Annotated in this window: 26 protein-coding genes and 1 pseudogene; 9 read left to right on the top strand and 18 right to left on the bottom strand. The window is 46.4% G+C overall.

Annotated elements, in window-relative coordinates; translation table 11 throughout:
* Positions 1–4: 4 nt before the first annotated feature.
* The 6 genes from ilvB to IQE94_RS00190 all read right to left on the bottom strand — a co-directional run bounded on the left by ilvB (position 5) and on the right by IQE94_RS00190 (position 7241).
* A complete protein-coding gene (gene ilvB, locus IQE94_RS00215) occupies positions 5–1870 on the bottom strand; it encodes a biosynthetic-type acetolactate synthase large subunit (RefSeq protein WP_212721401.1) in 1866 nt (621 codons plus the stop codon).
* Between the two features lie 400 nt (positions 1871–2270).
* Positions 2271–2420 (bottom strand): hypothetical protein, encoded by a 150-nt coding sequence (locus tag IQE94_RS00210; protein WP_223342458.1) that lies wholly within the window; start codon positions 2418–2420, stop codon positions 2271–2273.
* A gap of 22 nt (positions 2421–2442) precedes the next feature.
* Positions 2443–3336 carry an IS630 family transposase gene (locus IQE94_RS00205; RefSeq protein WP_223342457.1) on the bottom strand — a complete coding sequence of 298 codons (894 nt, stop codon included), beginning with the start codon at positions 3334–3336 and terminating at the stop codon, positions 2443–2445.
* A gap of 3 nt (positions 3337–3339) precedes the next feature.
* Positions 3340–4407 (bottom strand): mechanosensitive ion channel family protein, encoded by a 1068-nt coding sequence (locus tag IQE94_RS00200; RefSeq protein ID WP_223342456.1) that lies wholly within the window; start codon positions 4405–4407, stop codon positions 3340–3342.
* A 115-nt stretch (positions 4408–4522) separates the two neighbouring features.
* The gene (locus tag IQE94_RS00195; RefSeq protein WP_223342455.1) at positions 4523–5809 is read right to left on the bottom strand and encodes an extracellular solute-binding protein; all 1287 of its coding nucleotides are present in this window, start codon (positions 5807–5809) and stop codon (positions 4523–4525) included.
* Positions 5810–5864: 55 nt separating this feature from the next.
* Positions 5865–7241: a cytochrome c biogenesis protein gene (locus tag IQE94_RS00190; RefSeq protein ID WP_212721382.1), complete on the bottom strand. Its 1377-nt coding sequence runs from the start codon at positions 7239–7241 to the stop codon at positions 5865–5867.
* Between the two features lie 399 nt (positions 7242–7640).
* Here IQE94_RS00190 and katG point away from each other — a divergent pair, with 399 nt between their 5' ends.
* Entirely contained in the window at positions 7641–9830 is a 2190-nt protein-coding gene (katG, locus tag IQE94_RS00185) for a catalase/peroxidase HPI (protein ID WP_223342454.1), read from the top strand.
* A gap of 48 nt (positions 9831–9878) precedes the next feature.
* The gene (hslO, locus tag IQE94_RS00180; protein WP_223342453.1) at positions 9879–10787 is read left to right on the top strand and encodes an Hsp33 family molecular chaperone HslO; all 909 of its coding nucleotides are present in this window, start codon (positions 9879–9881) and stop codon (positions 10785–10787) included.
* Positions 10788–10841: 54 nt separating this feature from the next.
* On the opposite strand, the gene IQE94_RS00175 is transcribed toward hslO, so the two are convergent.
* The 7 genes from IQE94_RS00175 to IQE94_RS00145 all read right to left on the bottom strand — a co-directional run bounded on the left by IQE94_RS00175 (position 10842) and on the right by IQE94_RS00145 (position 16695).
* The gene (locus tag IQE94_RS00175) at positions 10842–11507 is read right to left on the bottom strand and encodes a Uma2 family endonuclease (RefSeq protein WP_212721357.1); all 666 of its coding nucleotides are present in this window, start codon (positions 11505–11507) and stop codon (positions 10842–10844) included.
* A gap of 96 nt (positions 11508–11603) precedes the next feature.
* Entirely contained in the window at positions 11604–12200 is a 597-nt protein-coding gene (locus IQE94_RS00170) for a cytochrome c oxidase subunit 3 (protein ID WP_212721354.1), read from the bottom strand.
* A gap of 56 nt (positions 12201–12256) precedes the next feature.
* Positions 12257–13891: a cbb3-type cytochrome c oxidase subunit I gene (locus IQE94_RS00165; RefSeq protein ID WP_223342452.1), complete on the bottom strand. Its 1635-nt coding sequence runs from the start codon at positions 13889–13891 to the stop codon at positions 12257–12259.
* Between the two features lie 122 nt (positions 13892–14013).
* A complete protein-coding gene (locus tag IQE94_RS00160) occupies positions 14014–14853 on the bottom strand; it encodes a prephenate/arogenate dehydrogenase (protein ID WP_223342451.1) in 840 nt (279 codons plus the stop codon).
* A gap of 77 nt (positions 14854–14930) precedes the next feature.
* Positions 14931–15383 (bottom strand): HNH endonuclease, encoded by a 453-nt coding sequence (locus IQE94_RS00155; protein WP_212721347.1) that lies wholly within the window; start codon positions 15381–15383, stop codon positions 14931–14933.
* The gene (locus tag IQE94_RS00150; RefSeq protein ID WP_212721344.1) at positions 15370–15612 is read right to left on the bottom strand and encodes a hypothetical protein; all 243 of its coding nucleotides are present in this window, start codon (positions 15610–15612) and stop codon (positions 15370–15372) included. Before IQE94_RS00150 ends, IQE94_RS00155 begins: the two co-directional genes overlap by 14 nt.
* Positions 15613–15699: 87 nt before the next feature.
* Positions 15700–16695, bottom strand: a complete 996-nt coding sequence (locus tag IQE94_RS00145; RefSeq protein WP_212721341.1) for a glutaminase — start codon at positions 16693–16695, stop codon at positions 15700–15702.
* 34 nt (positions 16696–16729) lie between these two features.
* Here IQE94_RS00145 and IQE94_RS00140 point away from each other — a divergent pair, with 34 nt between their 5' ends.
* Both IQE94_RS00140 and IQE94_RS00135 read left to right on the top strand, forming a co-directional pair.
* Positions 16730–18406, top strand: coding sequence for a M14 family metallopeptidase (locus IQE94_RS00140; RefSeq protein ID WP_212721339.1), 1677 nt, complete (start codon positions 16730–16732; stop codon positions 18404–18406).
* A 95-nt stretch (positions 18407–18501) separates the two neighbouring features.
* On the top strand, positions 18502–18738 hold the full coding sequence (locus IQE94_RS00135) for a ribosomal protein L7/L12 (protein ID WP_223342450.1): 237 nt from the start codon (positions 18502–18504) through the stop codon (positions 18736–18738).
* Between the two features lie 177 nt (positions 18739–18915).
* On the opposite strand, the gene IQE94_RS00130 is transcribed toward IQE94_RS00135, so the two are convergent.
* Positions 18916–19086 carry a hypothetical protein gene (locus tag IQE94_RS00130; RefSeq protein ID WP_223342449.1) on the bottom strand — a complete coding sequence of 57 codons (171 nt, stop codon included), beginning with the start codon at positions 19084–19086 and terminating at the stop codon, positions 18916–18918.
* Between the two features lie 234 nt (positions 19087–19320).
* Here IQE94_RS00130 and IQE94_RS00125 point away from each other — a divergent pair, with 234 nt between their 5' ends.
* Positions 19321–19509: an NblA/ycf18 family protein gene (locus IQE94_RS00125; RefSeq protein WP_212721336.1), complete on the top strand. Its 189-nt coding sequence runs from the start codon at positions 19321–19323 to the stop codon at positions 19507–19509.
* An 86-nt stretch (positions 19510–19595) separates the two neighbouring features.
* Positions 19596–19778, top strand: coding sequence for an NblA/ycf18 family protein (locus IQE94_RS00120; protein WP_194017426.1), 183 nt, complete (start codon positions 19596–19598; stop codon positions 19776–19778).
* A 211-nt stretch (positions 19779–19989) separates the two neighbouring features.
* On the opposite strand, the gene IQE94_RS00115 is transcribed toward IQE94_RS00120, so the two are convergent.
* Positions 19990–20310 (bottom strand): DUF2605 domain-containing protein, encoded by a 321-nt coding sequence (locus tag IQE94_RS00115; RefSeq protein ID WP_212721330.1) that lies wholly within the window; start codon positions 20308–20310, stop codon positions 19990–19992.
* A gap of 83 nt (positions 20311–20393) precedes the next feature.
* Entirely contained in the window at positions 20394–21005 is a 612-nt protein-coding gene (locus IQE94_RS00110; protein WP_212721328.1) for a hypothetical protein, read from the bottom strand.
* Between the two features lie 63 nt (positions 21006–21068).
* Here IQE94_RS00110 and galE point away from each other — a divergent pair, with 63 nt between their 5' ends.
* The 3 genes from galE to IQE94_RS00095 all read left to right on the top strand — a co-directional run bounded on the left by galE (position 21069) and on the right by IQE94_RS00095 (position 24840).
* A complete protein-coding gene (galE, locus tag IQE94_RS00105) occupies positions 21069–22064 on the top strand; it encodes a UDP-glucose 4-epimerase GalE (protein ID WP_212721326.1) in 996 nt (331 codons plus the stop codon).
* A gap of 598 nt (positions 22065–22662) precedes the next feature.
* Positions 22663–22998 (top strand): hypothetical protein, encoded by a 336-nt coding sequence (locus tag IQE94_RS00100; RefSeq protein ID WP_212721324.1) that lies wholly within the window; start codon positions 22663–22665, stop codon positions 22996–22998.
* A 234-nt stretch (positions 22999–23232) separates the two neighbouring features.
* A complete protein-coding gene (locus IQE94_RS00095; RefSeq protein ID WP_223342448.1) occupies positions 23233–24840 on the top strand; it encodes a CocE/NonD family hydrolase in 1608 nt (535 codons plus the stop codon).
* A 32-nt stretch (positions 24841–24872) separates the two neighbouring features.
* Here IQE94_RS00095 and thyX read toward each other — a convergent pair whose 3' ends face one another.
* Together thyX and IQE94_RS00085 are read right to left on the bottom strand one after the other, a co-directional pair.
* Positions 24873–26291 (bottom strand): FAD-dependent thymidylate synthase, encoded by a 1419-nt coding sequence (gene thyX / locus IQE94_RS00090; RefSeq protein WP_223343180.1) that lies wholly within the window; start codon positions 26289–26291, stop codon positions 24873–24875.
* Positions 26289–26558: pseudogene (locus tag IQE94_RS00085) on the bottom strand (FAD-dependent thymidylate synthase); the annotation flags it as partial. The gene thyX and the pseudogene IQE94_RS00085, both read right to left, overlap by 3 nt.
* Positions 26559–26733 lie beyond the last annotated feature (175 nt).

The following is a 26733-nucleotide window of genomic DNA, read 5'->3' as shown; positions in this document are numbered from 1 at the left end:
TTAGTTAGAGCTTGGCGCCACAATCGGAACAAAAGCGATGGGTGATGAGATTTTGAGTCTGACAATGGTTGCACTCCACCATCTGGGGAGCATTGTCCCGCACTGGTACTTCCGGTAAGCCGAGCATTTGGGCATTGCTCATGCCGGGGGCAATCATGGGGTAGCAGTTTTCATCTTTTTTGACTACCACATCCATTACCACAGGGCCATTATGGGCTAGCATTTCAGCGATCGCCGGGGCCAAATCTTCCCGCTTACGCACGGTAATACCCTTGATGCCATAGGCTTCACAGAGGAGATTAATGTCCGGCATGCCCTGGGACATATTGGAAGCAGAATAGCGCTCTTCGTAGAAAGTTTGTTGCCACTGGCGCACCATTCCCTGCCAACCGTTATTGAGAATAATAGTTTTAACCTGGATGTCGTACTGGGCCAAAGTCCCTAACTCCTGGAGATTCATTTGAAAACTGGCATCCCCACTGATGCAAATGACCGCTTCTTCTCCCACTCCCACTTTGGCTCCCATGGCGGCCGGTAAGCCGAAACCCATGGTGCCCAAACCCGCACTGGAAATCCACCGGCGAGGGCCATTATTCAAAAATTGGGCCGCCCACATTTGGTGCTGTCCCACATCGGTGGTGTAGTAAGCATCGGGAGCCTGGCGACCAATTTCATACACCACTTCCTGGGGCGCAATACTATCTTCGTAGTGGGGCACCTGAAGGGGATAATCAACCCGCCAATGGTCAATACGATTTAACCACTCCTGAGTGGCATGGGGGTGGGTGGGATAATCCAGTTCCCGGGCCCGCTGTAAAAGTTGTTCCAACACATGGCGTACATCTCCCACAATGGGTACATCGGGAGCTTTATTTTTGCCCACTTCTGCCGGATCGATGTCGATGTGAATTACCTTGGCTCGGCTAGCAAATTCGTCTAGTTTGCCGGTTACCCGGTCGTCAAAACGCGCCCCCACCGCAATTAAAAGATCACATTCACTAACGGCAAAGTTGGCATAGGCCGTACCATGCATACCCAACATACCCACAGAGAGGGGATGGTTTTCATTAAAAGCCCCAATCCCCATCAGAGTGGTCGTTACCGGCAACTGGAACCTTTCGGCAAATTCCTGCACTTGGGCATGGGCATTGGCGGCGATCGCCCCTCCTCCGACGTAGAGCAAGGGATTTTTGGACTGTTCTAACAACTGCAACGCCGCATTAATCTGCCGGGGATTACCTTTAACTGTGGGACGATAACCGGGCAAATTAACATCCCCCGGCTCAAGGGGAATATACTCACATTCTTCCAAACCCACATCCTTGGGAATATCGATTAAAACTGGCCCAGGGCGACCGGTGCTAGCTAAATGGAAAGCTTCAGTGACAATGCGGGCCATGTCCGCCGCACTACGTACCACATAGGAGTGTTTAACAATGGGCAGGGTGATGCCAAAAATATCAATTTCCTGGAAAGCATCACTGCCAATCATGGCCCGACCCACCTGACCGGTAATGACCACCATGGGCACTGAGTCCAAATGGGCATTGGCAATGCCGGTTACCAAGTTAGTTGCTCCTGGTCCAGAGGTACCGAAACAAACCCCTACCTTACCCGTGGCCCTAGCATACCCGTCGGCTGCATGGGAAGCTCCCTGTTCATGGCGCACCAGAATGTGTTCAACTTCTCCCGCCGCTTCAAAACGGTACAACTCATCATAGATGGGCAAAATGGCCCCACCGGGATAACCGAAAATATGTTTGACCCCGTGACGTTTCAGGCTATCCATCAGGATGTAAGCCCCAGTCTGTCGTTGGCTGGGAACAGTTTTCAGGAAATTTGTTTTGGGATTAGGGATTGATGCAACCACAGGACAAAGCGCTTTAGGAAGCGTAGGCTAAGTCATTTAATTTTAACCCAATCGGCGATGGGCTCCCTATGGCAAAGGAGGGAAAGTTAACGGGACTTAAATTCTTTGTGAGAACTAAAAAACGTCTGAACCAAATGGAAGGACTGGACTTAGCTCCCAACCAGTGCAAAAGGGATGGGTGCCCCAAAAATTATGTAGGCATTCTTTGATTGAATATCTCAGTTCATATTTTTTTGCTTTTGATTAAGTTGCTTATAAACTCTGATTTGCCCCCCTAAAGCTCCGGCAATACTGGGGGATTTTGCCTCTGTTTCCCCCAAGTTTTGGGGATCAGGGGGACTTTTCAAACACGTTCTAATTCAGTCAATACTTATTGATGTCGGGGTTTCAAAGTATCATTTCAGTCAGTGCGGAGATGTAAATCCCGTTGGGGATAGGGAATTTCAATGTCGAGTTCCCTAAATTTTTGCCAGATTCTACAGCGTAGCTCACTGGAAACTTTTTTCCTACTCACGGGATTATCAAGCCAAAACTTGATTTCAAAATTCATACTATAGCAAAGGACGAGATAGTTAGGACAGTTCTCTCAACGCTATATCCAATGCAGAAATCAGCGATTCTCCATTACTAACAAGTTGGGAAACATAACGTTTTAGTCTCGCCCAGAACTTCTCAATTTTGTTCAAGTCTGGTGAATATGGTGGTAAAAATATAACCTCACACCCAGCTTTTGCTACCAATGCCTTTATTCTTTCTTTCGGATGAAAGCTTGCATTATCCATGATTAGTATCTGACCTGGTATTAACTCTGGTAATAACATTTCTTCTATCCACGTGCATACTACTTGAGCGTTACAGTATCCTTCAAATATCATTGGAGCTATTGTTGTTCCATTCCACCAACAACTTATTATGCTGACTCTCTTGGTTCTATGTCCTAATTTGCTCGCCTTTAATCTCTCTGATTTATGACAGTACCCATAGGGGTAGTCTAGAGTGTCATCTAGACCGGCTTGATCCATATAAATCAGTTTTTCTGCCGCATATTGCTTGATTTCATCTTCAAATGCCTTTCTCTCTTCCTCTTCTATTTCCCTGTAAATATAAGTTTTTTTTCTAGTAAACCCTATTTTCTTTAGAGCCTTACTTATTCTTATTCTACTTACAGGCTCTGGCCATTTTTCTGCCATTTGTTTTTGCGTTAAATGACCGTTCTCCTCCGCAAATTCTCTGAATTTATCCAAATCATCTATTTTCGGTCGTGGACCACGCTCATAATCTCTCTTCGCGGCTACACTTCCTGTTTCTTTCTTCTTTTTTATCCATAGGTCTAAGGTGTTGCGACTAATGTTCAGTGTTCGGCAGACATGGCTTTTCTTCTCTCCTTTTTCTACTGCACTTACCGCTTTCTCTCTTAGATCTACACTGTAGGGGGCTGGCATCGCTTTTTTCCTAACTCTTTCCATACATTATGTCCTAATCTTAGCAATCTTTGCTATAGAATCGGCAAAATCTAACAAAAAAGCGGCGGGCTTAGGTTGAGGAAGAATATCAGGATTATCTGTGGCTAAATCTATTAATAAATCAATGACTTGACGGGGATTTGCTTTATAACTAGCCCCCACAATCACACTACAATAAACAAGATGATTTCTACCGGTGTAAGTATTAACTTCTTCCGTAAAAAAGACTTGATTGGGAATAATTCGATCAGTATTATCTCGAATAATATTAACCGTGACAGCCCGCATCCCTAATTGTTCTACTCGACTCATTTCCCCCCCCACATTAATTACATCTCCTGGTTTTAAAGCCCCTTCTATCAATAACCAGACTCCACTGACAAAATTACTGATTACTTCTTTTAGTCCAAAACCAATTCCAACTGATAATCCCCCTGTAACCGTGGCAAAAATAGCTGGATTAATGCCTACAAAGCCTAAAATGCCAAAAAGACCAAAGCCAATTAAACCATAATTAATTAACACTGAAACTGCTCGAATAAAGCCTGGATCAAATTGGTTACCATTGGAGATTAAATAAATGATTATTTTGCAAATTAAGGAGGAAAGTATCACCCAAAGATAAACCCCAAAGGTGATCAATAAAATACTCCTAATGGTAACGGGGGTTTGAAAAGCATCAAAAAATGGAGTGTTGACCAGACGAAGATAATCTTCTACTAAATTAATTGTGCTAGCTACAAATAAATAAAAGAGTATTGGACGGAATAAGTGGGAGCGATAATATTCAATTTGTTGAATAGGAAAACAAAAGCTAGCGAAAAAAATAACAGCCCGATAGAATATAAGTATTAATGTTAAGATAATGGTATGGTCAATTAGTCCATCATAATAGCTATGTCGTCGATAAATAGTATGAACAAATAGCAACAGCAAAAACAGAAATAATGGCGATAGAAAAAAGTGTCCAGCCCATAGTAAGCAATCCAGTGGCGATCGCCTGGGAGAATAATTTAAAAAGAGTTGGGCACAGTGATACCTTTTTTTTAACCACCACCAGCCGATTTTAGCCATGGTATAGGCTGTGATCATAGCACCCAAGATTAAGACCAATTGTCCCTGCACCAAAGGCCGTTGCCCCATATGCCAAAAACTGAAGAAAACTGACTCTAAAGGGGAAAAATTAAGGTCACTGATGCTTTGATTCATGGTCTGCTTGCTTACCAAAGTACTGATTGGTTTGTTGCGTAATTTCCTGGGCCGCTGCTTGGGAAGTAATTGCCCCAGAAAGGACACTGGTATAAAATCTTTCACCAATATCTAACATAAATTCTATTTTATTGATTTCTTCCATGCTATAGGAGTTAGCAGTCAAGGATTGTTTTTTTAATTGTGCTTGAATGTTAAAAAGGTTAGATGGTATTTGCACATGAACATTAACTGGAATTGCAGATCTAGACTCTAAAATCCATTGTTGTTGCTGTTCAGTATTGGTAAAAAAAGTAGCGGCTTTTAGAGCTAACCTGCGCTGTTGGTCATTGCTTGCTGGATTTAAAACAAAAGAAAAACCAGTTAATGCGGGTGAAGAAGGGGCTCCAGGTAAACCGGGCAGGGGAGCAATGCCCAGATTTTCTAGACCTAAGCTGGTAATTAGTTCTGGGATAGCTAAGCTCCAACAGGTAATGTAAGCTAATTTACCTTCACTAAAAGCCCGATTAGTAGCTAAGGACGTGGGGATGAAAACAACGTTTGGTTCATTTTTGATGGTAATCAGAAATTCCATCCACTTACTCCAAGCTCCCTGGTTTAGAATTACTTCTCCTTCTTGATTAAAAACTTTGCCATCAAAGACTCCTAATCCCCATAAAGTATCACTAAAATTTGAAGTAATGCCAAAGGAATAGCCCTGACGGGAAAGGCTAACTATTTCATCTAAATTATTAGGAACTTGTTTGACTTTTTTCTTGTTATAACAAAGGATTTGAGTGCCTAAAGTAACGGGAATTGCATACAAATTTCCTCCATACTCCATCTGACTGAGGGCATCCTGACGAAAATTATCAAGCGCAATTTCATTGTAGGGAATTGGAAATAGGGCGTTGCGTTCCATTAAGCGCCCTAAGTACAAATTTTTAGTCAAAACCAAATCGGGGCCAAAACTGTGGTCAATGTCGTGGAGATAGTGTTCTACAAGGTCGTCACTGGCAACAAATCTATAATTAATTTTAACGCCGGGATAAGCTTTTTTAAATTCTTCCACCATGCTTGCTAAGTATTGATGATAGCGTTCTACTTGAGACTCATGTAGGTAGGCAGAGTCTAGGGCGAACCAAATAAGCAAAGTACCTTTATCAGAATTAATATTTCCACTGGGAACTGATTCTTGAAAATTTCTCATAAATACTGGGTAGCTAGTAATGTCCGTTCCACAGCCGCCAGCTAAAAAAGATATTGCTGTAAACAGAACTACTCCCATCGTCCTGGGGAAATTTAAAACAAGAAAAAATCTGTTCCGCCAAGATTGATTAACCTTAAGCATTAACTTTGATCCCGCTGTTTAGTTCTCCCTGTCCTTGTTCGGCGATCATCAATATTTCCCGCTCAAAAGCAACCTGGGCCCGGTTAGTTCTTCCTCCTAAATAAAGTTCCTCTTGACCATCCCCCTGAACACTCAATAGCCATACCTGGGAATGGGAAACATAACTCATCATTACTCCCACCATCAATAAACCAAAACCAAGATAAACAAAGGGAATGCCCGGATCAGCTTTAATTTGCAAACCGGTGCTACCCACTAATTCTTTGATTGTTATATTGACTCCGTTAATTTCCATCGTAGAACCAGCCCGCACTGCATCCGTCAAATTGCCCGCTTGGTCATAAATGATCATCGTACCTTGGAGGTCTTTAACTAATAGGGCTGCACCTTCGCTAAAGTCGGTTTTAGTGGGAATATAAGCCCCCCACAACTGCCCACCATTGGCGGTTTGTAAAGGGGCCATGGGAAGTTGCAACACAGGACTATTATTGAGTTGTACTTTCACTCCGGCAATGCCCCAATTGGTTTGATAAAAAGTAACTCCCTGATGACGTAAAGGGTGATTAACGGAGATGGTTTGACGGTTTAATTCTTCCCCCTCGCTGCTAACCACAGACAGATCAGAATAGAATTGATCGATAGCTCCATCTTCTGTGTAATCAATCCAAAAACGATTAACTTTGATACCCCAATCTTTGGGGATTTGGCTGTCGGCAAGGGGACCTTTTTCGATAATATTATTTACCTGAAAGGTTTCGCCACTGGGAATCATGTGTTGGGCAAAAAAACCTGTCAATGCGCCCCAAATGGCTCCTCCCAAAATGATTAACATGGCGGCGTGAACAATGATAGGACCTATTTTTCCTATTAAGCCTTTACGGGCATAAACACTGTCACCTTCTTGGAAGATTTTGTATCCCCTATTCTGAAGTAAATCTTCAATTTTGTTTCTATCTCCATGGGGCAGAGAGAAGCTTAGAGCTAGTTTATTAAACTGCCTTGGTTGGTGATAAAACTGCCAACTACGGGCTGCTTTTAAGGCAGGAAATTGGCGGTTAAATGTACAGGCAGTTAGACTAGAGCCAAAAAGTATTAGCAAGCCCAAAAACCACCAGGTTCGATAGACCTGATTCAAACCTAATTGTAAAATCACCTGCCAACTTAACAATCCAAATAGAGCCGGATCTTCGGGATAATTTTGTTGATAAAAACTCAAACTTTCCCCCTGTTCAATTACCGTGCCACTGATACTAAAAACGGAAATCAACAGCAAAAGAGCGATCGCCAGACGGAGATCCGCCAGGGTTTTCAGGCACTGTCGAACTAACTGCTGCAAAAAGTTGGTAGGAGAAGGATTGGCAAGGGTCATGAAAGTGGCGACAGTTTTGAAGATAGCCCTATCATTGTGCCCCGATCGCCGGCTCCATGGCAACGAACCTGAAAGTGGAAGCTGCAATCACACCTAGGATCTAGCGTTCTGGGAAATTTTACTCATTGACTAATGGTTATACCCGAGAGAATATAACACCATGGTCTTGGTGGATTTTAACCAGACTTTCATCACTTTAGTCTGCCATCAGTTCAACAGCAGGTACTAACAAATACCCAAGAGTCTATCGCCATCAAGAACCACAGTCTAAATAATCTAAGTAACCCCTGATTCCCAGACCTTTCCTTACAGGCAAGTATTTCCCCGGGAGAAGGGCAGGGAGTTTAGTTGGATCTAAAAAGTTTTCTTGATCCCCACATAATCAAATAAGGAAAAACCATGGCTAATGATCAAATACCTGCCGGTAAATGTCCTGTACTGCACGGAGCAAACACAACCGAGCAGAAAAATAACCTCAACTGGTGGCCCAATGGATTGAACCTAGACATATTGCACCAGCATGACCAGAAAACAAACCCCATGGACGATGGGTTTAGTTACGCGGAAGCCTTTCAACAACTCGACTTGGCCGCCGTCAAAAAAGATTTACGCCATCTGATGATTGATAGTCAGAGTTGGTGGCCCGCCGACTGGGGTCATTATGGCGGATTGATGATTCGTATGGCCTGGCACGCTGCTGGCACCTACCGCATTGCCGATGGTCGAGGTGGAGCCGCCACTGGCAACCAACGCTTCGCCCCCCTTAATAGCTGGCCCGATAACGTCAATTTGGACAAAGCCCGTCGCCTGCTCTGGCCGATCAAAAAGAAATATGGCAATAAACTTTCCTGGGGAGATTTGATTATTCTGGCCGGCACCATGGCTTACGAGTCGATGGGGCTCAAAGTTTACGGTTTTGCCGGCGGTCGGGAAGACATTTGGCACCCGGAAAAGGACATTTACTGGGGAGCAGAAAAGGAATGGCTTGCTTCTAGTGACCATCGCTATGGCAGTGAAAACCGGGAAAGTCTAGAAAATCCCTTGGCCGCGGTACAGATGGGATTAATTTACGTTAACCCCGAGGGGGTAGATGGCCAGCCAGATCCTTTGCGCACAGCCCAGGATGTCCGCACTACCTTTGCCCGCATGGCTATGAATGACGAGGAAACTGTTGCCCTCACCGCCGGGGGCCATACCGTAGGCAAATGCCATGGCAACAGTAAAGCCGAGCTTATGGGGCCAGAACCTGAGGGGGCTGATGTGGTGGAGCAGGGCTTGGGCTGGCATAACCGGAACGGCAAAGGTGTGGGAAGAGAAACTATGTCCAGTGGCATCGAAGGAGCTTGGACCACTCACCCGACCCAGTGGGATAACGGTTACTTTTACATGTTGTTTAACCACGAGTGGGAACTGAAAAAAAGTCCGGCCGGGGCTTGGCAATGGGAACCGATCAACATTAAAGAGGAAGATAAGCCCGTCGATGTGGAGGATCCAACCATCCGCCACAATCCCATCATGACCGATGCCGATATGGCCATGATCAAGGACCCCATCTACCGACAAATTTCGGAGCATTTCTATCGGGAGCCGGATTATTTTGCGGAGGTATTTGCCAAGGCCTGGTTTAAGTTGACCCATCGGGATTTAGGACCCAAAAGTCGTTACCTTGGCCCCGATGTGCCCCAGGAAGATTTGATTTGGCAAGACCCAATTCCCGCCGTGGATTACACTCTTTCTGAAGGGGAAATTGAGGATCTAAAGCAACAAATTCTCGCCTCCGGCCTCACCGTTGCCGAATTGGTCTGTACTGCCTGGGATAATGCCCGCACCTTCCGTGGTTCTGACTATCGAGGGGGGGCTAATGGGGCTCGGATCCGCTTAGATCCCCAAAAGAATTGGCCCGGTAATGAGCCGGCTCGATTGGCAAAAGTCTTGGCTGTGCTAGAAAATATCCAAGCTAATTTTGCTAAGCCAGTCAGTCTAGCGGACTTAATTGTGTTGGGAGGAGGAGCGGCGATCGCCAAAGCAGCCCTTGATGGAGGGATTGAGGTTACTGTTCCCTTTCTGCCAGGCCGGGGAGATGCCACCCAAGCTATGACCGATGCAGAATCCTTTGCCCCTCTAGAACCGATCCACGATGGCTACCGCAACTGGCTGAAACAGGACTACGCGGTGTCACCGGAAGAATTACTGTTGGAGCGCACCCAACTAATGGGGCTAACGGCACCGGAAATGACTGTTTTAATCGGTGGTATGCGGGTGTTGGGCACCAACCATGGAGGTACTAGCCATGGTGTCTTCACCGACCGGGTGGGGGTATTGAGTAACGACTTCTTTGTCAATCTGACTGACATGGCCTACCAATGGCGGCCGGCGGGCAACAATCTTTATGAAGTCGGCGATCGCCAAACGGAAGAAATGAAATGGACTGCCACCAAAGTTGACCTAGTGTTTGGTTCCAATTCAATCCTGCGCTCCTATGCAGAGGTGTATGCCCAGGACGACAATCGGGAAAAATTTGTCCATGATTTTGTGGCCGCCTGGACTAAAGTGATGAATGCCGACCGGTTTGATCTCCCTAGGGGCTAGTTGGCACAATAGAAGCATCACAAAATTCAGGCAACATTTCAGCAACCCATGGCAGACCAATTGATCCGCGCCACCGCCGCCGATGGAGGTATTCGCGCAGTGGGGGTAATTACCACCAACCTGACGGAGGAAGCCCGCCAACGCCATCGCCTTTCCTACGTTGCCACCGCCGCCCTCGGCCGCACCATGGCCGCTGGGTTACTGCTGGCTTCTAGCATGAAGCAGGAAAAATCCCGGGTAAATATCCGCATCCGTGGTAATGGTCCCCTCGGGGGTCTGTTGGTAGATGCCGGTTTAGACGGTACCGTGCGGGGGTACGTACAAAATCCTTCGGTGGAACTCCCTCCCAATGCCCAAGGGAAGTTGGACGTGGGGGGCGCAGTGGGCCAGGATGGCTTTCTCTATGTGGTGCGGGATGTGGGCTTTGGCTATCCCTACTCCAGCACAGTGGAGTTAGTTTCCGGGGAAATTGGTGAGGATGTCACCCATTATTTGGTCACCTCCGAACAGACTCCTTCGGCCTTGTTGTTGGGGGTCTTTGTGGGCAAGGATGGGGTAGCCGCCGCTGGGGGACTACTGTTACAGGTAATGCCCAAGGCCGCCCGGGACGAATCCTTAGTTGCCGCTCTGGAATCCCGACTGGGGCACCTGACTGGCTTCACTCCCCTGTTGCGTTCGGGCAAATCCCTCAAAGATATCTTTCAAGAATTGTTGGGGGATTTTGGTCTGGCCATTTTGCCGGAAGTGCAACTTTTACGGTTTGATTGTCGCTGTTCCTTTCTTCGGGTGCTGGGAGCTCTAAAAATGCTGGGGCAAGATGAACTAGAAGATATGATAGAAAAGGACAATGGGGCCGAAGCCACCTGTGATTTTTGCGGTGAAGTCTACCAGGCCGATCGCCATCATCTAGCTCAGTTAATTGGGGAAATCCAGCAGGAGAAGGCTGAAAAGATTTAAACCCATCTGCATGAAAATAGCTAACGAATGATTAGGGGGCAAGGTAGAAAACAGTTAAGGATTGGCCCTTAACCATTGGCGAAACTCCTTCAGAGCCGCCGTCTCTCCGATCGCCAAACTGCGCTCAATTACCAAAGGGACTTGTTCCAGGGACAAAAAGGGAAAAGTAGGACTCTGATCCACCGGCTCGTACTGCCCTGACTCCGGTTGAAGCACAAATACCGCCAGGCGATCGCAGTCATAACGCCAAATTTCCGGTATGCCTAAATTGCTGTAGATGGGGAACTTGTTCAAGGAGCCACTGGTAATATCAATTTCCAACACCAAATCGGGGGGAGGGTCCACTGTGAGGTCAATGTGTTGCTTGCCCCGCACCTGGGGTTCATTTTTTATGTAATAACAGGAATCTGGCTCTACTCCCTGTTTAGTTCGGTCACTTTTTAACGTTAATGAGCCAAACTTTTTCAGATTTAGTCCTAATTCGTCGGCGATCACTCGAATAAGGTCGTCAATGAAGCGATTGTTGTTTTCGTGAATACCCAGGGGACTCATAATTTCTAAAATTCCACAGTCATAGGCAAATCTTTGACTTCGTTTTTCCCCTAATTCTTCTAGTAACTGATTGAATGTATTCCAACTAACCGGATCAAGCAGAATAAGATGACCTGCTTTGGGCTTGGTTAAAGTTTGTTGTTGACGAGTTTCTAGATCAATCGTCATATCACCACCTCTCCCTAGGAATTGTATCCTTGTTAAAAAACAATCTTTTTACCCTGATCCTACTCCGGGATGCTTGGTCTGAATAAGTCCGAAGACTTAATTCACCGGCCAAAGATAGAGCAAAATAAACAAAATAATCCAAATAACATCGACAAAATGCCAAAACAAGGCGATCGCCGTTACCCCCTCATGGCCCCCATCAAAATTATGGGGCTGGAGAGAACGCCAATACATGTAAAGCAAAAGGCAAACCCCGGTAAAAACGTGCAGTCCGTGGAAACCAGTCAGCAAGAAGAAAGTTCCTCCCGCTGATCCCGCATCCAGGCCAAAGGGCATACCTGCCCACTCCGCCGCCTGACCAAAAAGAAAAACAATTCCTAGACTTATGGTGGCTAACCACAATAGGCGAAACAACTTCATTTCTCCACGGTGCAGGGCTTTTTCCGCCAAGATGATAGCCCCGCTACTGGTAACTAGCACTAAGGTGTTAATGGCTCCCCTAGTCACATCTAAACCGTCTACCCCAGGGGGAAACCAGGGTTTATTGGTCAGCCGCAGAATGGTGTAGGTAACAAAAAAGCTGAGAAATACCACACTTTCCGACATTAAAAAGACGGGAAAACCAAAGCCTAAATTATCCGGTTCCTGCTCTTCCGTCGGTTCGACATGGGGGAGATGATTACCTGATTCCATAAGATTTCCTCGTATGCTTGCTCAGTTAACAGGGTCAACGGCGGAAAAGACCAACACTACGTTGTTACTTCGGTGGTCAAATCCACAGGGCGATCGTAGCCATAGGGTTCCACTGTAATGGTGGGAATAACTTCGAAATTTTCCTCCGGTGGCGGTGAAGGGGTGGTCCACTCCAAACCTAAAGAATTCCAGGGATTATTGCCCACCCGACGACCCTGGAAAGCAGATGCCACCATATTGGCAATGAAGGGCAAAGTGGACATGCCCAGCAAGAACGCTCCTAAACTAGCCATCACATTCCAAGCTGTATATTCTGGATCGTAGGAAGAAATGCGCCGTAACATCCCCTGTAGTCCGATGGGATGCATGGGGAAAAAGTTTAGGTTGGCACCAATGAAAGTCAAAGCAAAATGGAGCTTACCCCAGGCTTCGTTATACATACGCCCAGTCATTTTCGGGAACCAGAAGTAAATCGCCCCATAAATGGCCATGGTCACGGTGCCGAAGACAACGTAATGGAAATGCCCCACCACAAAGTAGGTGTTATTAACGTGTAAATCGAAGGGGGCGGAAGCCAACATAATGCCCGTAATGCCAGCAAATAGGAACATTAAAATTCCCCCTAAGCAAAACAACATGGGGGTTTTTAGGCGCAAACTTCCTCGCCACACCGTGGCTGTCCAGGCCAAAACCTTAATGCCGGTGGGCACAGCAATAAGCATGGTGCTAGCCATGAAAAACATTCGCATCCAGTTGGGGGTGGCACTGGTAAACATGTGGTGTACCCAGACGAAGGTGCCTTGGATAGCAATGAGAAAAGAAGAGATGGCGACGGTTTTATAGCCAAAGAGTGGTTTACGGGCAAAAACCGGTAGTATTTCCGAAAATACCCCAAAGGCGGGCAGGGCCATGACGTACACGGCCGGGTGGGAATAGAACCAAAATAAATGTTGATAAATAATCGGGTTGCCCTGGTTAAAGGGATCAAAAAAGGTGGTGCCAAAGGAGAGGTCAAACAATAGCATCACCGCCCCGCCGGTCAAGGCTGGCAGACAAAAGAGTTGCAAAATTTGGGCACTCAAAATTGTCCAGACGTAAACGGGCATTTTCAATAGGGTTAGCCCCGGTGCCCGTAATTTCCAGACGGTGGTGACGAAGTTAACCCCCCCCATAATGGAAGAAACGCCGGAAGTGGCCACTGCCAAAAGCCAAAGAAATTCACCATTAATGAAATTACCAGACGGATTTTGGATGCTCACCGGAGGATAGGACCACCAGCCGGCCTGGGCTGCGCCAGTAGGCAAGAAAAAACTACCAATCAGTAACACTCCCACCACAGGCATTAGCCAAAAGGCGATCGCATTCAACACCGGAAAAGCCACGTCCTTAGCGCCAATCATCAGGGGAATTAAGTAATTGGCTAATCCCACATTGGCTGGAAAAATCCAGAGAAAAATCATAATGGTGCCGTGGAGGGTGAATAGACCGTTGTAGAGGCTACGGTCCACCACGTCCAATTGGGGCGTAAGCAATTCCGCCCGGATAATCATGGCCAATAATCCCGCCACTAAAAAAAAGCAGAAGGACATCAGCAAATATTGAATGCCGATGACTTTATGATCCGTACTGAATTTGAGATAGTCGTGCCAGGGGCGTTGAAAAGGAACCGATGCGGTGGGCTGGTTGGTCATGCGCTCTGAACAGGAAAGGGCAGTGCTTGTTTATTTTTAACAGAAAGCCATGCCGTGGGCACCCATTGTTCCTAAATTTGTTCTAAATTATGGTTCCGATTCCCCCGGCGATCGCCGGGGGTTCACTTAATGTAACTTTCTCGATCGCCGTTAGTTTGCTGCAAAAGACGATGGAGTTCTGGCCATTGTTGGTTACTAATCAGGGTAATCAAGTTATCCAACTGTCGGCGATAATCTTGCAAACTTTTTAGTAAGGCCTGTTGGTTATAGGTGGCCATCATGGTGCCCAACTCCGGGTTGCCGCCTCCCACCCGACTGGTATCCCGAAAACCTGAACTGGCCAGATTTTGGGCTAGTTTGAGAATATCCGCATCTTTTTCCCCAGCACAGGCTTGGATCAAAACGGCACTGACCATCACCGGTAAATGGGAAATCCAGGCTACGGCTTGGTCATGGTCTTCTGGAGCACAGAGGTAAATTTTTACCCCCAGGGGTTCCAACACTGAACGCAAACAAGCTAATTGCTCCGGGTCAGTATGTTCTGTCGGAGTCAGCACGTAGGGAGCATTGACAAATAAATTTTCTTCCGCTCCGTCAATACCCTGGGCCGCTGTGCCCGCCATGGGGTGACCGCCAATAAAGCCTTTCCAGAGTTTAATTGCTGGATCGGCGATCGCCGTTTTGACGGAGGCTACATCGGTGACAATGGCGGTGGGAGCTAGGTGGGGAATAAGCTTCTCCAAGGTGGGCAAAATTAGTTGGATCGGAGTGCAAAGAAAAATTATTTTCGCTGTTTGCAGAAGAGATAAATCTTGCCCCGCTTCATCCACCAATTGCCTTTTTACTGCTTTCTCACAGGTGCTTTGTTGCCGGGATACTCCTACCAAATAATGGCCCTGACGACGCAAATCTCCCGCCAGGGAAGATCCAATTAAACCTAAACCAACAACACCAATTTTCATTTGATTTCAGTTCATCTCCATTGATTTTTTAAACTCCATTAAAAAGTTCAACAGGTCGGGAAAATTATCGAATTACTTCAATCGCGGCAGGGATCATCTATGGGAGGGTGTAGTCCCGTTTTCAACCAAAATAGTCGCGTTCCTCGGATAGAGTCTTCCTCTGGATAACGAGTATCATTTAAATCGAGTCTTATGCAAGTCGCACGACCGGTCGGCGTGGTTCCTTGTATTATTATCCCTCTATTTGTCCAAGTAAAATGTTCTGCCCAATTCTGTTGGCGGGGGTTAAAAATGGCAACAATATTCTTAGTTCGTGGATCTATACTAGCGACGAAATTGTAGCGCCTTTCGTTACAACGACGACAAGCAAGTGCAAGGTTATCAAACGTGTCGGAACCACCTAAAGATTTGGGAATTACATGATCAACGGTGAATCTGTTTGCACTTAATCGTTCTGAGGAATGACAATATTCACAGATATATCCTGCCCGTTCTCGAATAGCCTGTCTGAGATCTTCACTGATTGACATCTTGGGCTGCTAGCATTGCGTTAATGTGCGTAAAAATACGGTCTAACTCACCAATGGCATCCAATTCAGCAACTTCTTCGACGGTAATTTGGTCGGATTTTTTCTTTTGTAGAAGATCTTCCATTCGTAATTGTAAAGATTCATTAAACTTAAATAAATTCCAGCTACCGACCTTTTCTAGATGAATTTCGTGAACTAGAGAAGATGGTTTGCTAAAAGTTGTAATCATTTAAAACCTCACGAAAACTTGTCTAACAAATTATTATTGTTTTTAATTAGCCAAATTATAACGTTCCTGACATCAAACAAGACTAGATTAGGCATGATTATTTCTTGAATTTCCAAAGATGAACTTTGCTAGAAACTCCAGTAGTGCCAGGGGAGCCACAGGGTTTCCCTCTTCATTCAAAGGGGGGCTATAGCAAGCAAAAATGGTCGGTGACTGAGCCGGCAAACAGGCCAGGACTAAGCCACTAACCCCAGATTTGCAAATGAAGCCAGTGCGTTGAAAAAATGATTCTGACATCTCATAAAGTCCCGCTTTGGCCATGGTGCCCTTGACCCTGGCAGTGGTGTCCAATTGTAACGGCGGCTGGGGACATTGCAACATTAGGCCTAGCTTGAATAAATCCTTGAGGCAACCACTCAAACAACAAAGTTGGTTATAGGCTTCCAGAGCTAGGGCCGCATCCTCCACATAACCTTTTTCTGCCAATAAATGGACGATCGCCTGATTGTGGGGATTGGGTAGGGAATGGACTGAGGCCAATAGTTCTTGGTCAAGCCAAAGTTGACATTGGGCGGTGTGGTTTAACCAAGTGAGAAAGTTTTTGCACCGTTGCTCTGCCGTTGCTCCAGGGATATGACCTGCTAAGCAAATAGCGCCACTGTTGACCATGGTATTGCGGGGATAACCGCCATCTTGCTCTAATTGCTCCACGGAATTAAACGGTAAATCCGAAGGGCGATCGCCAACTTTTTGCTGGGCCCACTGCCAACCCCGGTGATGAAGTATGTACAGCCAGAGCAAGGGTTTAACCACACTCATCAAACTGAACGTTAGGTTAGTATCCCCAGCTTCGTAAATAATACCGTGTTGGTCGCCAATGTCTAGGGCAAAATTGCCTGGATTAACCAAGCCCAACTGAGGAATGTATTGGGGCAACTTGCCGTTGAGGGCTCGGTACTGGGCCGCTGTCACCCATTCTTGCCACTGGTTCGGTGTAATGGCTCTGTAATTGGCGATCGCCATGGTATTAGGTATAGATTGATGGTGTACGACTTTGGGATCTGAGTTTAAGCCAATCCCCATCGTTATTCATCCTTTGCGATCCGTTGCGTCCCCCATGACCGTTCCCCCCTTCGACTTCAGCCACTATTTCACCTACAAAGAAATAGACCAGTTTTTGCAACAACTGCAAACTAGTTACAGTTCCTTGCTAACGGTGCAAGTCATCGGCCAAAGCTATGCCAGTAGAAATATTTGGGCGGCGATCGCCACTAATCAGAACACAGGGGACTATCGCCATAAACCCGGCTACTGGATCGATGCCAACACCCATGCCGGGGAAGTAACGGGGTCAGCGGTGGCTTTGTATTGTCTGCATCAACTGATGACCAAGTATGGGCAAGATGCCCAAATTACCCACTTGCTCGACCACTACACCGTCTACGTCCTGCCCCGCTTAGCCATGGATGGAGCGGAGAAATATTTAACTACCCCCTATCTGTTACGCTCCAGCGTGCGGCCCTATCCCTACCCGGAAGAACGGGATGGTTTATATCCCGAGGATGTCAACGGTGATGGTTTAATTTTGCAAATGCGCCTTCCCGATCCCTGTGGCGCCTGGAAAATTTCTGACCAAGACCCCAGAGTAATGATCGGGCGATCGCCAGAGGAATTTGGCGGCGAATACTACACTTTGTTGCCAGAGGGGCTGATCCGCAACTATGACGGCTATGAATTCGACCTCGCCCCCAGCCAGGAAGGATTGGATTTTAACCGCAACTATCCCCACCAATGGGCCCCGGAGGGACAACAGCAGGGGGCCGGGGATTTCCCCTTTTCTGAGCCAGAAACCAGAGCAGAAGCGGAATTTTGGCAACAGCATCGCAATATTAACGGTTTTATTAGCTACCATACCTATTCCGCCGTGATTCTGCGGCCCTACGCCTCCCAAGCGGACGAAAATTTACCCGTGGAAGATTTAAATGTGTACAAAATTCTGGGGGAAAAAGGCAAAGCTTTAACTGGCTATAACTGTATTTCTGCCTACCATGATTTTCGCTACCATCCCAAGGAAGTCATCTATGGGGTAATGGATGATTATGCGTATGATCACTACGGTTGGTTTGGTTTTACGGTGGAACTTTGGGATGCTCCCACTGCGGCGGGCATTGAAAAAGAAGATTTAATCGAATGGTTCCGTTGGCATCCTCCAGAGGACGATTACAAGCTGATGCAATGGAATGATCAAGCCTTGAATGGAGAGGGTTTTGTTCATTGGCAACCCTTTGACCATTCCCAACTGGGTAAGGTGGAAATTGGCGGTTGGAGTTTTAAAACCATGTGGCAAAATGCACCGGCCCAGTTTTTGCCCGGACTTTGTGAACAACAGTTTCGCTTTGCCCTCACCCATGCCCTGATGTCCCCCTGCTTAGCAGTGGCTAAAACCGAAATTACCGCCCAGGGAGAAAATATTTACCAAATTACAGTGCAATGGGAAAACCAAGGTTTTTTGCCCACCTACACCAGTCAAAAAGCGCTGGAAAGGAAAGCGGTACGTCCCATTCAAGTTAGTTTGGAAAAACCAGACAGTATCGCCTTAATCACTGGTAAAGTTCACCAGGAATTACCCCACTTGGAAGGACGTTCTAATAAAGCGAAATCTTCCTTAGCCAATGGAATTGACTATCGCTACCACTTGACTTGGATAATTAAGGGTCAACCCGGAGAAAAGTTGACCATCACTGCCCAAGCTGAGAGGGCTGGCACGGTGCAAACAGAGTTAGTTTTACCCTAGGGGGTGGGCAATGGCAAAATCTTTTGCAAGTAACTTAATAAATCAGAAAAAGAGGGACAGGCATGACTGTAGTTTTGATATTGGTAGTGTTAGTCGTGATTTTTTTATTAACAATTTTTTTCCAAGGAGGTTCACCCACAATTAGCAAAGATTTTAATAATTCAAGTTCAAGAGAAATTATTCAGCAACTGTCGGGTGGCGAGAAGGAACAAATTAAGTTACTGCTAAGGCAAGGCAAGAAAATTGAAGCGATCAAAATTTGCCGCTCCCTGACTGGTTGTGGCCTCAAGAACGCCAAAGAGATGGTGGAAAAATTGGAGCGGGAAATTTGAATTTGCCCTTTTCCCTGCATTATTCTCATCAAATCTGACCCTGTAGGACTTCGCTCCACCATTTTTCCCGGATGTAACCATGGCGGCCAATGCATTGAAAGGAAATAAATTATCAAAATATTGTCGATGGGTCTGTATTGATACCTCGAATTCAAAAGCGGGCAGTTAAATCCAGATTCAACAAGCCAAAAACAAAATCAAAGACAAGGAATGATTAGAAAAATTAATAAGACCGATTACCCAAAAAAATATTGCCTGAATGTCGGTGAAAAATTTTTGTAAGCCATTAATTGTAAGCCAGAGTAAAGTTTTTTCTTCATCACCACTGTCATAATCGGCGATCGCCAAGGGAGATGTTCAGGTTGAGCATTTTTTTCTAAAAGCCCTTGCTAAAACAGACCACATATGCAGTGTGCCCCCAATTTTGACCGATCAGCGGACTCAAACCCCATTTTTTTCTCGGGGTTGCTAGATTGGCCCGCCGTTTTGGGCAAGCTTGTATAGGCAGATACTGTTAATCAGGTCAACTTTTTGTTACATTTGTTTACAATAGAAAGGTAACCGCCTTGGAGGGCAACAGCTATGAAACCTGAATCCTTCGACCTCACCATTGAGCAGATGTTTGAGTTCCGTCGCATGCAGGACGCCGCCGCCGACATCAGCCAGGAGCAAGCTCTGGAACTTTTGGTGCAGGCTTCCCGACTGTTGATGATTAAATCTAACGTCATCCGGGACTTAATGCGCCACGCTCCCTTAGAGCCCCTCGGTTAAGCACAGTCAAGCACAAAATTTAGCTTGCCATCTTAACCATTAGTCACAACTTTTGACCGCCCCATTCTTTCAGGAGTGCGATCGCCATGATCAACAACGAAGCCTTTAACCTATCCTTAGAGCAGAAATTTCAACTGCAATGTTTGCAACAGGAATATCAAGAACTAGACCGGGAGCAGACCGTTAACTATTTACTGGAAACCATGCAACAAATCATGGTGCGGGATAACCTGATCCGGGATTTGATGAAAAATTCCCTCCTCTCCTAGTCCAACTCTGGTTTTCGGCATCAAGCAGGGCCGTAACGGAAAACTTCGACGAAATCAAACAATCTGATCACCTTGCTTGACCAGCCACAGAGGAGTTTCAAAATCGACGGTGACTGTTAACAATGACTGAAAATCAACAACCCTCACCCCTCACCGTTGACCGTATGTTGTTAAACATTGTCACCACATTGACTTTCGCTTTTTTGCTTTCCTAGCAGGCCGCCTGCATCTGGCGATGGCGCTGGGCTACCTGCCAACACTCTGTCACCAAATTATGCCAGGGGACCAGGACACTAAACTCAACCCCCACCTGTTCCCCGGTGGCTTGAAACATTAATTTAGTACATCTCACTTCATCCCGTGCCTGTCGTACCCGATCAAGCAAATCCTGCTGTTGCTCCGGGGTAAAAAAAGCCAAACGCTGATTTTCTAATAGCTGGCAAGAGCGGCTAAACCAGTGCTCAAAGTCCGTCAAAAGGGGTTCTAAGATGGTTTTGAGTAGTTCCTTTTCGTCCGGTTGGGGATTAATCATAGTAATGAAATGGGCTTTGGTTAAATAAAGTTTTCTGAGAGTATCCTTTACATTTGTTTATATTTTAACCAAAATTGCTGAGATTATGCCAGGGGAGGGCTACTCCAAAGCAATAGGGCGATCGCCAACTCACCGCCCCAGAGCATCAGAGTAAACAGTAGTAGCAATAAGTACATCCATGGTTGGGAGAGGGGGCGCACATCTTGGGTATCAATGCCCGTACGGTCGCTCACCATTTGGGTCAACCGATTAAAGCCCGCCACCCGCATGGGCAAAAGATAGGCTTTGTCCTGGGCTGGGGTGAGGAAATAGTAAACTAAGCCACCCTGGCCCGTGGTGCGGCATTTCAACGCAGTGACATCAGACCAAGATAATTGCCAACCGGATCGAAAAAATTTGGGTACCCAGCGAGGATAACGCACCGCAATTACCTCCCCATTGAGCACTACCTGTTCCGCCAAGGCGGCCACCAACGCCCCTAAGCCCCCCATTAATCCAACGCTCAACAGCAGGGTAAGGACGGTATTACCTTGGGTGAGCTGGGCCAAAATGGGCAACGGGACCGTCAGGGCCAGGTAGAGATTGACCAGGGTAATTTTAATCAGGGGCGAAAGGGGAAATATTTCCTGGCGATCGCCGCTTAGGGCATTAACGGAGGAGATAGACGCAGATGGCTGGGAAAAAGCAGATGGCATAAAAAGCTAAGGTCAAGAATGGTATGCTCTAGGCGAGGCAACAGCTAGGGTTAATAGTCGACAATGGCCACGCAACAAACAATTTTGGTCACCGGAGGGGCGGGTTACATTGGCTCCCATGGGGTACTAGCCCTACAACAGGCAGGCTTTGACGTTCTTATCTACGATAACCTCAGCTACGGTCACAGGGAACTGGTGCAATCCCTTGGGGTGGAATTAGTGGTCGGACACACTGGCGATCGGCAAAAACTAGACCAACTTTTTGCCACGAGGGACATTACCGCTGTCATGCATTTTGCTGCTTTCATCGCTGTAGGGGAATCGGTGCAAAAGCCCGATATTTACTACCAAAATAATGTCGTGGGTACCCTCACTCTCTTGGAAGCTATGCTAGCGGCGGATATCAAAAAATTTGTCTTTTCCTCCACCTGTGCAGTCTATGGCATGCCGAAGGAAATTCCCATGACAGAAAGCCATCCCATCGATCCCCTCAGTCCCTATGCCGCCAGTAAACGCATGGTGGAACAGATCTTGGCCGACTTTGACCAAGCCTACGGCTTAAAATCAGTCATCTTCCGTTATTTCAATGCTTCCGGCGCTGATCCCCAGGGACGTTTAGGGGAAGACCATAATCCTGAAACCCACCTTATCCCCCTGGCCCTCTTAACTGCCTTGAAAAAACGCCCCCAACTGGCAATTTTCGGCACCGATTACGACACCCCCGACGGTACTGCCCTCAGAGACTACATCCATGTTTGCGACTTGGCGATCGCCCATGTATTAGGCTTGCAATACCTATTAGGAGGAGGGGAAAGCAATATCTTTAACCTCGGTAACGGTAATGGCTTTTCCGTACGACAAGTGATCGAAGTTGCTAAAACGGTCACCGGACTAGATATTCCCTATCAACTATGTCCCCGCCGCCCCGGTGATGCCCCCATCCTAGTGGGGAGTAGTGCAAAGGCTAAACATGTCCTGGGCTGGAATCCCCAATACCCCGATTTACACACCATTATCGACCACGCTTGGCGGTGGCACCAAAAGCGTCATGGAGATTAAAAGAAAAAGCAATGGGGATAGTGATGTCTAAAAAATTGAAATTTTCAATTATTAGTTCATGTAGTGGGAACAAAAAAATAAATGTCAAAAGTTCTTAAGTTTGAGTGATTTTCAGAATAAATATCATTAAAAAAGAGAGCAGAAGTGGAAATATCGCTCTTTCCTGAGTTTGGGAGCCAATTGTTTAGCTTTACTCGATAAAATACTCATCAGGCGAAAATTTCAAGATTCCTCCAACGGCAAATATAAGGGCAAGACTTTTGATTGAATACACATCCGAAAAGGTTTGCCATCAAAGACTTCTAGAGATTCAGTTGAAAGTTTCCTGACTAGACTAATAAAAAACTGATAGTAATTGTTTACGCAGTCACCATGGCGATCGCCTTGTCCCAGGTTGACAAATTGTTGATAAATTAAGTACGCAGTTCTATGCTGTCACACCAGCAAAAAATTTTCGCGCTACCATTGAGGGCAACAAAATTGGACTCGGGGAGTCTAGATTTCCCAGTCCCCTTGGGGAAAAGTTCCTATTTTGGCCAAGACCCATAGCTTTGGGGAACCTTGGCATTGTTGTTGTTGCCGTGAGGCGAAATTTTTTATGCACTATACCTTTGACATTTTGGGGGTAACACCAGTTTTCACCTTTTTTAACTATCAACAAGAGGTGGAAAATAATCCCCGCCGCAGTATGGCCTATCTGGGTAGTCCTGAATGCACTTTGGACGGCCTGATTCAAGCCACGGAATTAATCCCCGAAAAACCTGATTGGGACTGGGATGCAGTGGTAAAAACCATGGTCAACTTTTGGCTACACCACGAACCAAATATCCAAACCTGGCGACGGGAAATGGCTAGTTTTAGTGAGGCGACTCTGCTGGTGGCCCGGGTTGCCAATACCCAAGTGCTCCGCCAAGAATTTGAAGCTCTGCTTTAGCAACGTAGGATAATGTTTGAACCGGATTGCCCATTTTCTAATATTTTCCATTGAGCTGGGTGAGTCCATTCGCCGTAACATTCTGATAACTTTGATTTTGTCAACAATCAGACAAGGCTAAGGTTTGTCTTCTCCAGTGTTGCAAGAGTTCAGAGAACAAATTTAGGAACTTTAATTTCCTCAACCTATTTTGTTGTTGTTACTTTGAGTTTGATAAAACCCATTTGCCAATCCATGGTCACTAGGGACGGGATTCGTTTAGACAGCAATCTGTACTATCCCAATTCCGGCGGGCCATGGCCGGCCCTATTAATGCGCCAACCCTACGGCCGTCGTTTAGCCTCCACTTTGGTCTACGCCCATCCCCATTGGTACGCTTCCCAGGGTTATTTAGTCGTGATCCAAGATGTGCGGGGTCGAGGGAGTTCGGAGGGAGAGTTTGATCTGTTTGCCTATGAGGTGGAAGACGGTCAGGATTGCCTAGATTGGCTTTCCCAGTTGCCCCAATGTGATGGCTCCGTGGCCATGTATGGCTTTTCCTACCAGGGCATGACCCAACTTTACGCCGCCGCTAATCACCATCCTTGCCTAAAAACCATTTGTCCGGCCATGGTCGCCTGGGATTTGTACGAGGATTGGGGTTATGAAAATGGAGCCTTTTGCTTACAAAATAACCTTGGTTGGGCCCTACAGTTGGCGGCGGATTCGGCTAAACGTCGGGGGGATGGGAAAAGTTTTCAACAGTTGATGCGTCTAGCGAGGAGCTACGATTTTACCGATCGCCAACCAGCCATCCCCGATCGCCTGGGGGAGTTGGCCCCGGATTCCTTTTACCACCAATGGATTAGTCAACCTCCAGAGTCGGATTATTGGCACCGGCAATCGCCAGATCAACGCTGGCAAATTAGGGAAAAAATTGATATTCCCGTGTTGCAAATTGGCGGTTGGTTTGATCCCCATCTGCGGGGCAATTTGCGTTTATATGCAGAGTTGGAAAGATGTGATATCAAGCAAAAAATGGTGGTGGGGCCCTGGGGGCATTTTCCCTGGGGCAGTCGGGCCGGGGGACAAAATTATGGTGAGTCTGCCATCAGTGGGGTGGATCAGTTGCAATTGGCCTGGTTTGACCATTTTCTCAAAGGGCAAGAACCCCGCTTTAATCCGGCCAAGTTGGAGTTATTCGACCTGGGTACCAAGCAGTGGCGATTTTTACCCGACTGGCCTGGGACTGAACAAAGGTGGTTTTTGCAATGTTCCGGTTTGGGCACCACCCAAGGTAGTGCTTTGACGACAAAGGCCCCAGCAAAGTTAGCAGAGGAAATTAGCGATGTTTGGGTTCATGATCCCTGGCGACCCGTACCCAGTTTAGGAGGACACAGCGGTTATCCCCAAGGAGTGAAGGAAAGAAGTGCTATTGATGATCGCAGTGATGTGCTTACCTATACTTATGAACCTTTGCAGGAAAGTTTAACCATCTGCGGTGTACCTCAAATTTTTCTCACCGTGGCATCCGATCGCCCTAGTTTTGATGTGGCGGTGAGTTTGTCCCAAGTGAACAATCGGGGGGAAGTGTGGGCCGTCAGCCATGGTTATTGTACTAGCGTGGAAGAACAAGCCACGTTGGCAATTCCACTCCAGGCTATTTGTGCGACTTTAGCCATTGGCGATCGCCTACGCATTAGTTTAGCTGGGGCCAGTTTTCCCGCCTATGGAGTTAACCCAGGCACTGGCCAAAAGGCCGTTTTTGCCAATTTAGTTGACCAACAAATTATTACCCTGGCTTTGACCACCAACAGCACCACTGAAAATTATTTACTGTTGCCCATTCTTCCAGGGACTTGATCTAATGGCGAGTTTCCTGTGTTGCTCAGCCTCTACCATTCCAGGGCCGCCGCCACTGTGGGAAAATGCTCCACAAAAATCTTCCGGGCCGCCAAGGCAATTTCCCGGTGTTCTTTTTGGGTAGCCTGATCACAACGGACACTGAAGTAGTGGATCCAACTGCGCACAGAACCCTTCATGTACAAACGAGTGACAGTATTGAGGGGCAAAATCGAACGGGCACATTCTTTGGCAATGCCTTTAGTTAGGGCCTCTTCATAGAGTTGATAACTTTTTTCCCACACGTCAGCCTGGGCTTGATTGAACCATTGTTTGGTGTTTTCATCGAAGTCATCCAGGGAATTTTGACGGTTTTTCACATCCTGGCGGCGGGCTTCGTAGGTCTCAAAGGTTGTTGCTTTTGCATAGCGTTGACTGTTATGAACAATAATTTTATTAGCAACATAATTATGGGAATGATGATCAACCTCAAGGTCGTAGGTCGGCATTTCGCCAAGGTATTTAACCGAAACGACACTTTTGAAACGTGGGACTAACGTGTTGCCTCGATGTTTTTCTCTTGAAGCCTTGTAATCATAGGTTTTGCCATGATATTCCATATGACATTTCCGATGTACAGGGATAATATTTTCTAAGTCATAAGCGTGCTCTGGATATTCACTGACTAGCTTTATGTGATGCAAATCAACCTTTCGATCAAATTCAGATAATGGTTTACCACACATTTGGCACTTATAATCGAATGCCTTAAAGATAACTTGTCGATAAGAGTTGAAATAATTGGCAATTGCCTTTCGTTCAGCACTTCCCCCACCTTTCCAGGCATGGTGATCTTCACCCCGAGGCGTAATGGATTTCATATATTCTTTTTGTTCCAGGGTTCGAGGCTTAATCTTGTAGCCTGTTTTTCCTTTATTCCACGGTTCAAACAACAGACTAATTTCTTGTTTCGTAAAGCATAAATTCAATTTCTTTAGCCATTTACGAATTGTATGTATGGTCACTCCTGCTTCATCTGCTATTCCTTGTAATCCTGTTTGGTTTTGTATCGACCTCGCCTTAGCTGTTGCTAGCCATTCTCGATTTTGATGACAAGGCATCCCATTGACCGCTAAATCTTGGGGAGAAGTCAAGGTGACGGTATTGCCCCGCATTTCTAGTCCCAACGCCTCTTCAAGGGACAAAAAACCTTGGCGAGTCAAGAACTTGTGCTCTTTCGTAGTTTTAATCGATTTGCCATCTTCAAGCAGTACTTCGTAAATAGGCTTGACTCCCGTATAAAAAACTTCTCTGATTGGTGCAGTCGTAAACTGTTTTGTCGTTTCGTCATAGACTCGCACTCGTAATTTTTGATATTGGCCCCAGTGCTGCCTCTCGTAAAGCTTCTGAATTGGGATGTAGTTAGGTATTCCATTCGGTTGTATGGTCGTAATCATACTATCTCCAGCAATACAAAACTCCTGAAAACAGAACGATCGATGTCGCAAAATTTGGGGAGCGATCGCCCGGGTGGTGGTAATTTCCAGGGTCATATCCACCATTTCAAAAATGCTCCAATGGCCTTCCCGGATGCAAAATTGCAAGAGCTTAGTGTAGTTAGGGTTTTCCTGGTTAGGGCTAGAAACCCTAGCACAATAGGCAATTAGGCCCTCAGGGGAAAGGGGCTCCCCGTCAATGACAATTTCGGGTTTGGTGAGGGAAATGAAACGAACATCCATGGTTAAAAAAGGGCCACTATGGGGAGGAGATTTACCGTTGGCCTTGGTCAGGGCAGGACAAAAGCAGAATTGCCCCCACAAAAAAATTCCCCAGCTATGGCCAACGGGGGACAACTTGGGGATATCAGCTTAGTTGTGGTCAAATGATTTTTTTTAAGCGACCAGGTAAAATGAC

It is taken from the genome of Synechocystis sp. PCC 7339, assembly GCF_019924095.1.
Lineage (GTDB): Bacteria > Cyanobacteriota > Cyanobacteriia > Cyanobacteriales > Microcystaceae > Synechocystis.
Note: the sequence above shows the minus strand (reverse complement) of the source record. Positions and strands in the feature narration are given on the sequence as shown.

Excerpts from the sequence above, each read along its gene's own strand:
- IQE94_RS00210 (WP_223342458.1), bottom strand. The coding sequence starts at position 2,420 with ATGAATTTTGAAATCAAGTTTTGGCTTGATAATCCCGTGAGTAGGAAA.
- IQE94_RS00205 (WP_223342457.1), bottom strand. The coding sequence starts at position 3,336 with ATGGAAAGAGTTAGGAAAAAAGCGATGCCAGCCCCCTACAGTGTAGAT.
- IQE94_RS00200 (WP_223342456.1), bottom strand. The coding sequence starts at position 4,407 with ATGGCTAAAATCGGCTGGTGGTGGTTAAAAAAAAGGTATCACTGTGCC.
- IQE94_RS00195 (WP_223342455.1), bottom strand. The coding sequence starts at position 5,809 with ATGGGAGTAGTTCTGTTTACAGCAATATCTTTTTTAGCTGGCGGCTGT.
- IQE94_RS00190 (WP_212721382.1), bottom strand. The coding sequence starts at position 7,241 with ATGACCCTTGCCAATCCTTCTCCTACCAACTTTTTGCAGCAGTTAGTT.
- katG (WP_223342454.1), top strand. The coding sequence starts at position 7,641 with ATGGCTAATGATCAAATACCTGCCGGTAAATGTCCTGTACTGCACGGA.
- hslO (WP_223342453.1), top strand. The coding sequence starts at position 9,879 with ATGGCAGACCAATTGATCCGCGCCACCGCCGCCGATGGAGGTATTCGC.
- IQE94_RS00175 (WP_212721357.1), bottom strand. The coding sequence starts at position 11,507 with ATGACGATTGATCTAGAAACTCGTCAACAACAAACTTTAACCAAGCCC.
- IQE94_RS00170 (WP_212721354.1), bottom strand. The coding sequence starts at position 12,200 with ATGGAATCAGGTAATCATCTCCCCCATGTCGAACCGACGGAAGAGCAG.
- IQE94_RS00165 (WP_223342452.1), bottom strand. The coding sequence starts at position 13,891 with ATGACCAACCAGCCCACCGCATCGGTTCCTTTTCAACGCCCCTGGCAC.
- IQE94_RS00160 (WP_223342451.1), bottom strand. The coding sequence starts at position 14,853 with ATGAAAATTGGTGTTGTTGGTTTAGGTTTAATTGGATCTTCCCTGGCG.
- IQE94_RS00155 (WP_212721347.1), bottom strand. The coding sequence starts at position 15,383 with ATGTCAATCAGTGAAGATCTCAGACAGGCTATTCGAGAACGGGCAGGA.
- IQE94_RS00150 (WP_212721344.1), bottom strand. The coding sequence starts at position 15,612 with ATGATTACAACTTTTAGCAAACCATCTTCTCTAGTTCACGAAATTCAT.
- IQE94_RS00145 (WP_212721341.1), bottom strand. The coding sequence starts at position 16,695 with ATGGGGATTGGCTTAAACTCAGATCCCAAAGTCGTACACCATCAATCT.
- IQE94_RS00140 (WP_212721339.1), top strand. The coding sequence starts at position 16,730 with ATGACCGTTCCCCCCTTCGACTTCAGCCACTATTTCACCTACAAAGAA.
- IQE94_RS00125 (WP_212721336.1), top strand. The coding sequence starts at position 19,321 with ATGAAACCTGAATCCTTCGACCTCACCATTGAGCAGATGTTTGAGTTC.
- IQE94_RS00120 (WP_194017426.1), top strand. The coding sequence starts at position 19,596 with ATGATCAACAACGAAGCCTTTAACCTATCCTTAGAGCAGAAATTTCAA.
- IQE94_RS00115 (WP_212721330.1), bottom strand. The coding sequence starts at position 20,310 with ATGATTAATCCCCAACCGGACGAAAAGGAACTACTCAAAACCATCTTA.
- IQE94_RS00110 (WP_212721328.1), bottom strand. The coding sequence starts at position 21,005 with ATGCCATCTGCTTTTTCCCAGCCATCTGCGTCTATCTCCTCCGTTAAT.
- galE (WP_212721326.1), top strand. The coding sequence starts at position 21,069 with ATGGCCACGCAACAAACAATTTTGGTCACCGGAGGGGCGGGTTACATT.
- IQE94_RS00100 (WP_212721324.1), top strand. The coding sequence starts at position 22,663 with ATGCACTATACCTTTGACATTTTGGGGGTAACACCAGTTTTCACCTTT.
- IQE94_RS00095 (WP_223342448.1), top strand. The coding sequence starts at position 23,233 with ATGGTCACTAGGGACGGGATTCGTTTAGACAGCAATCTGTACTATCCC.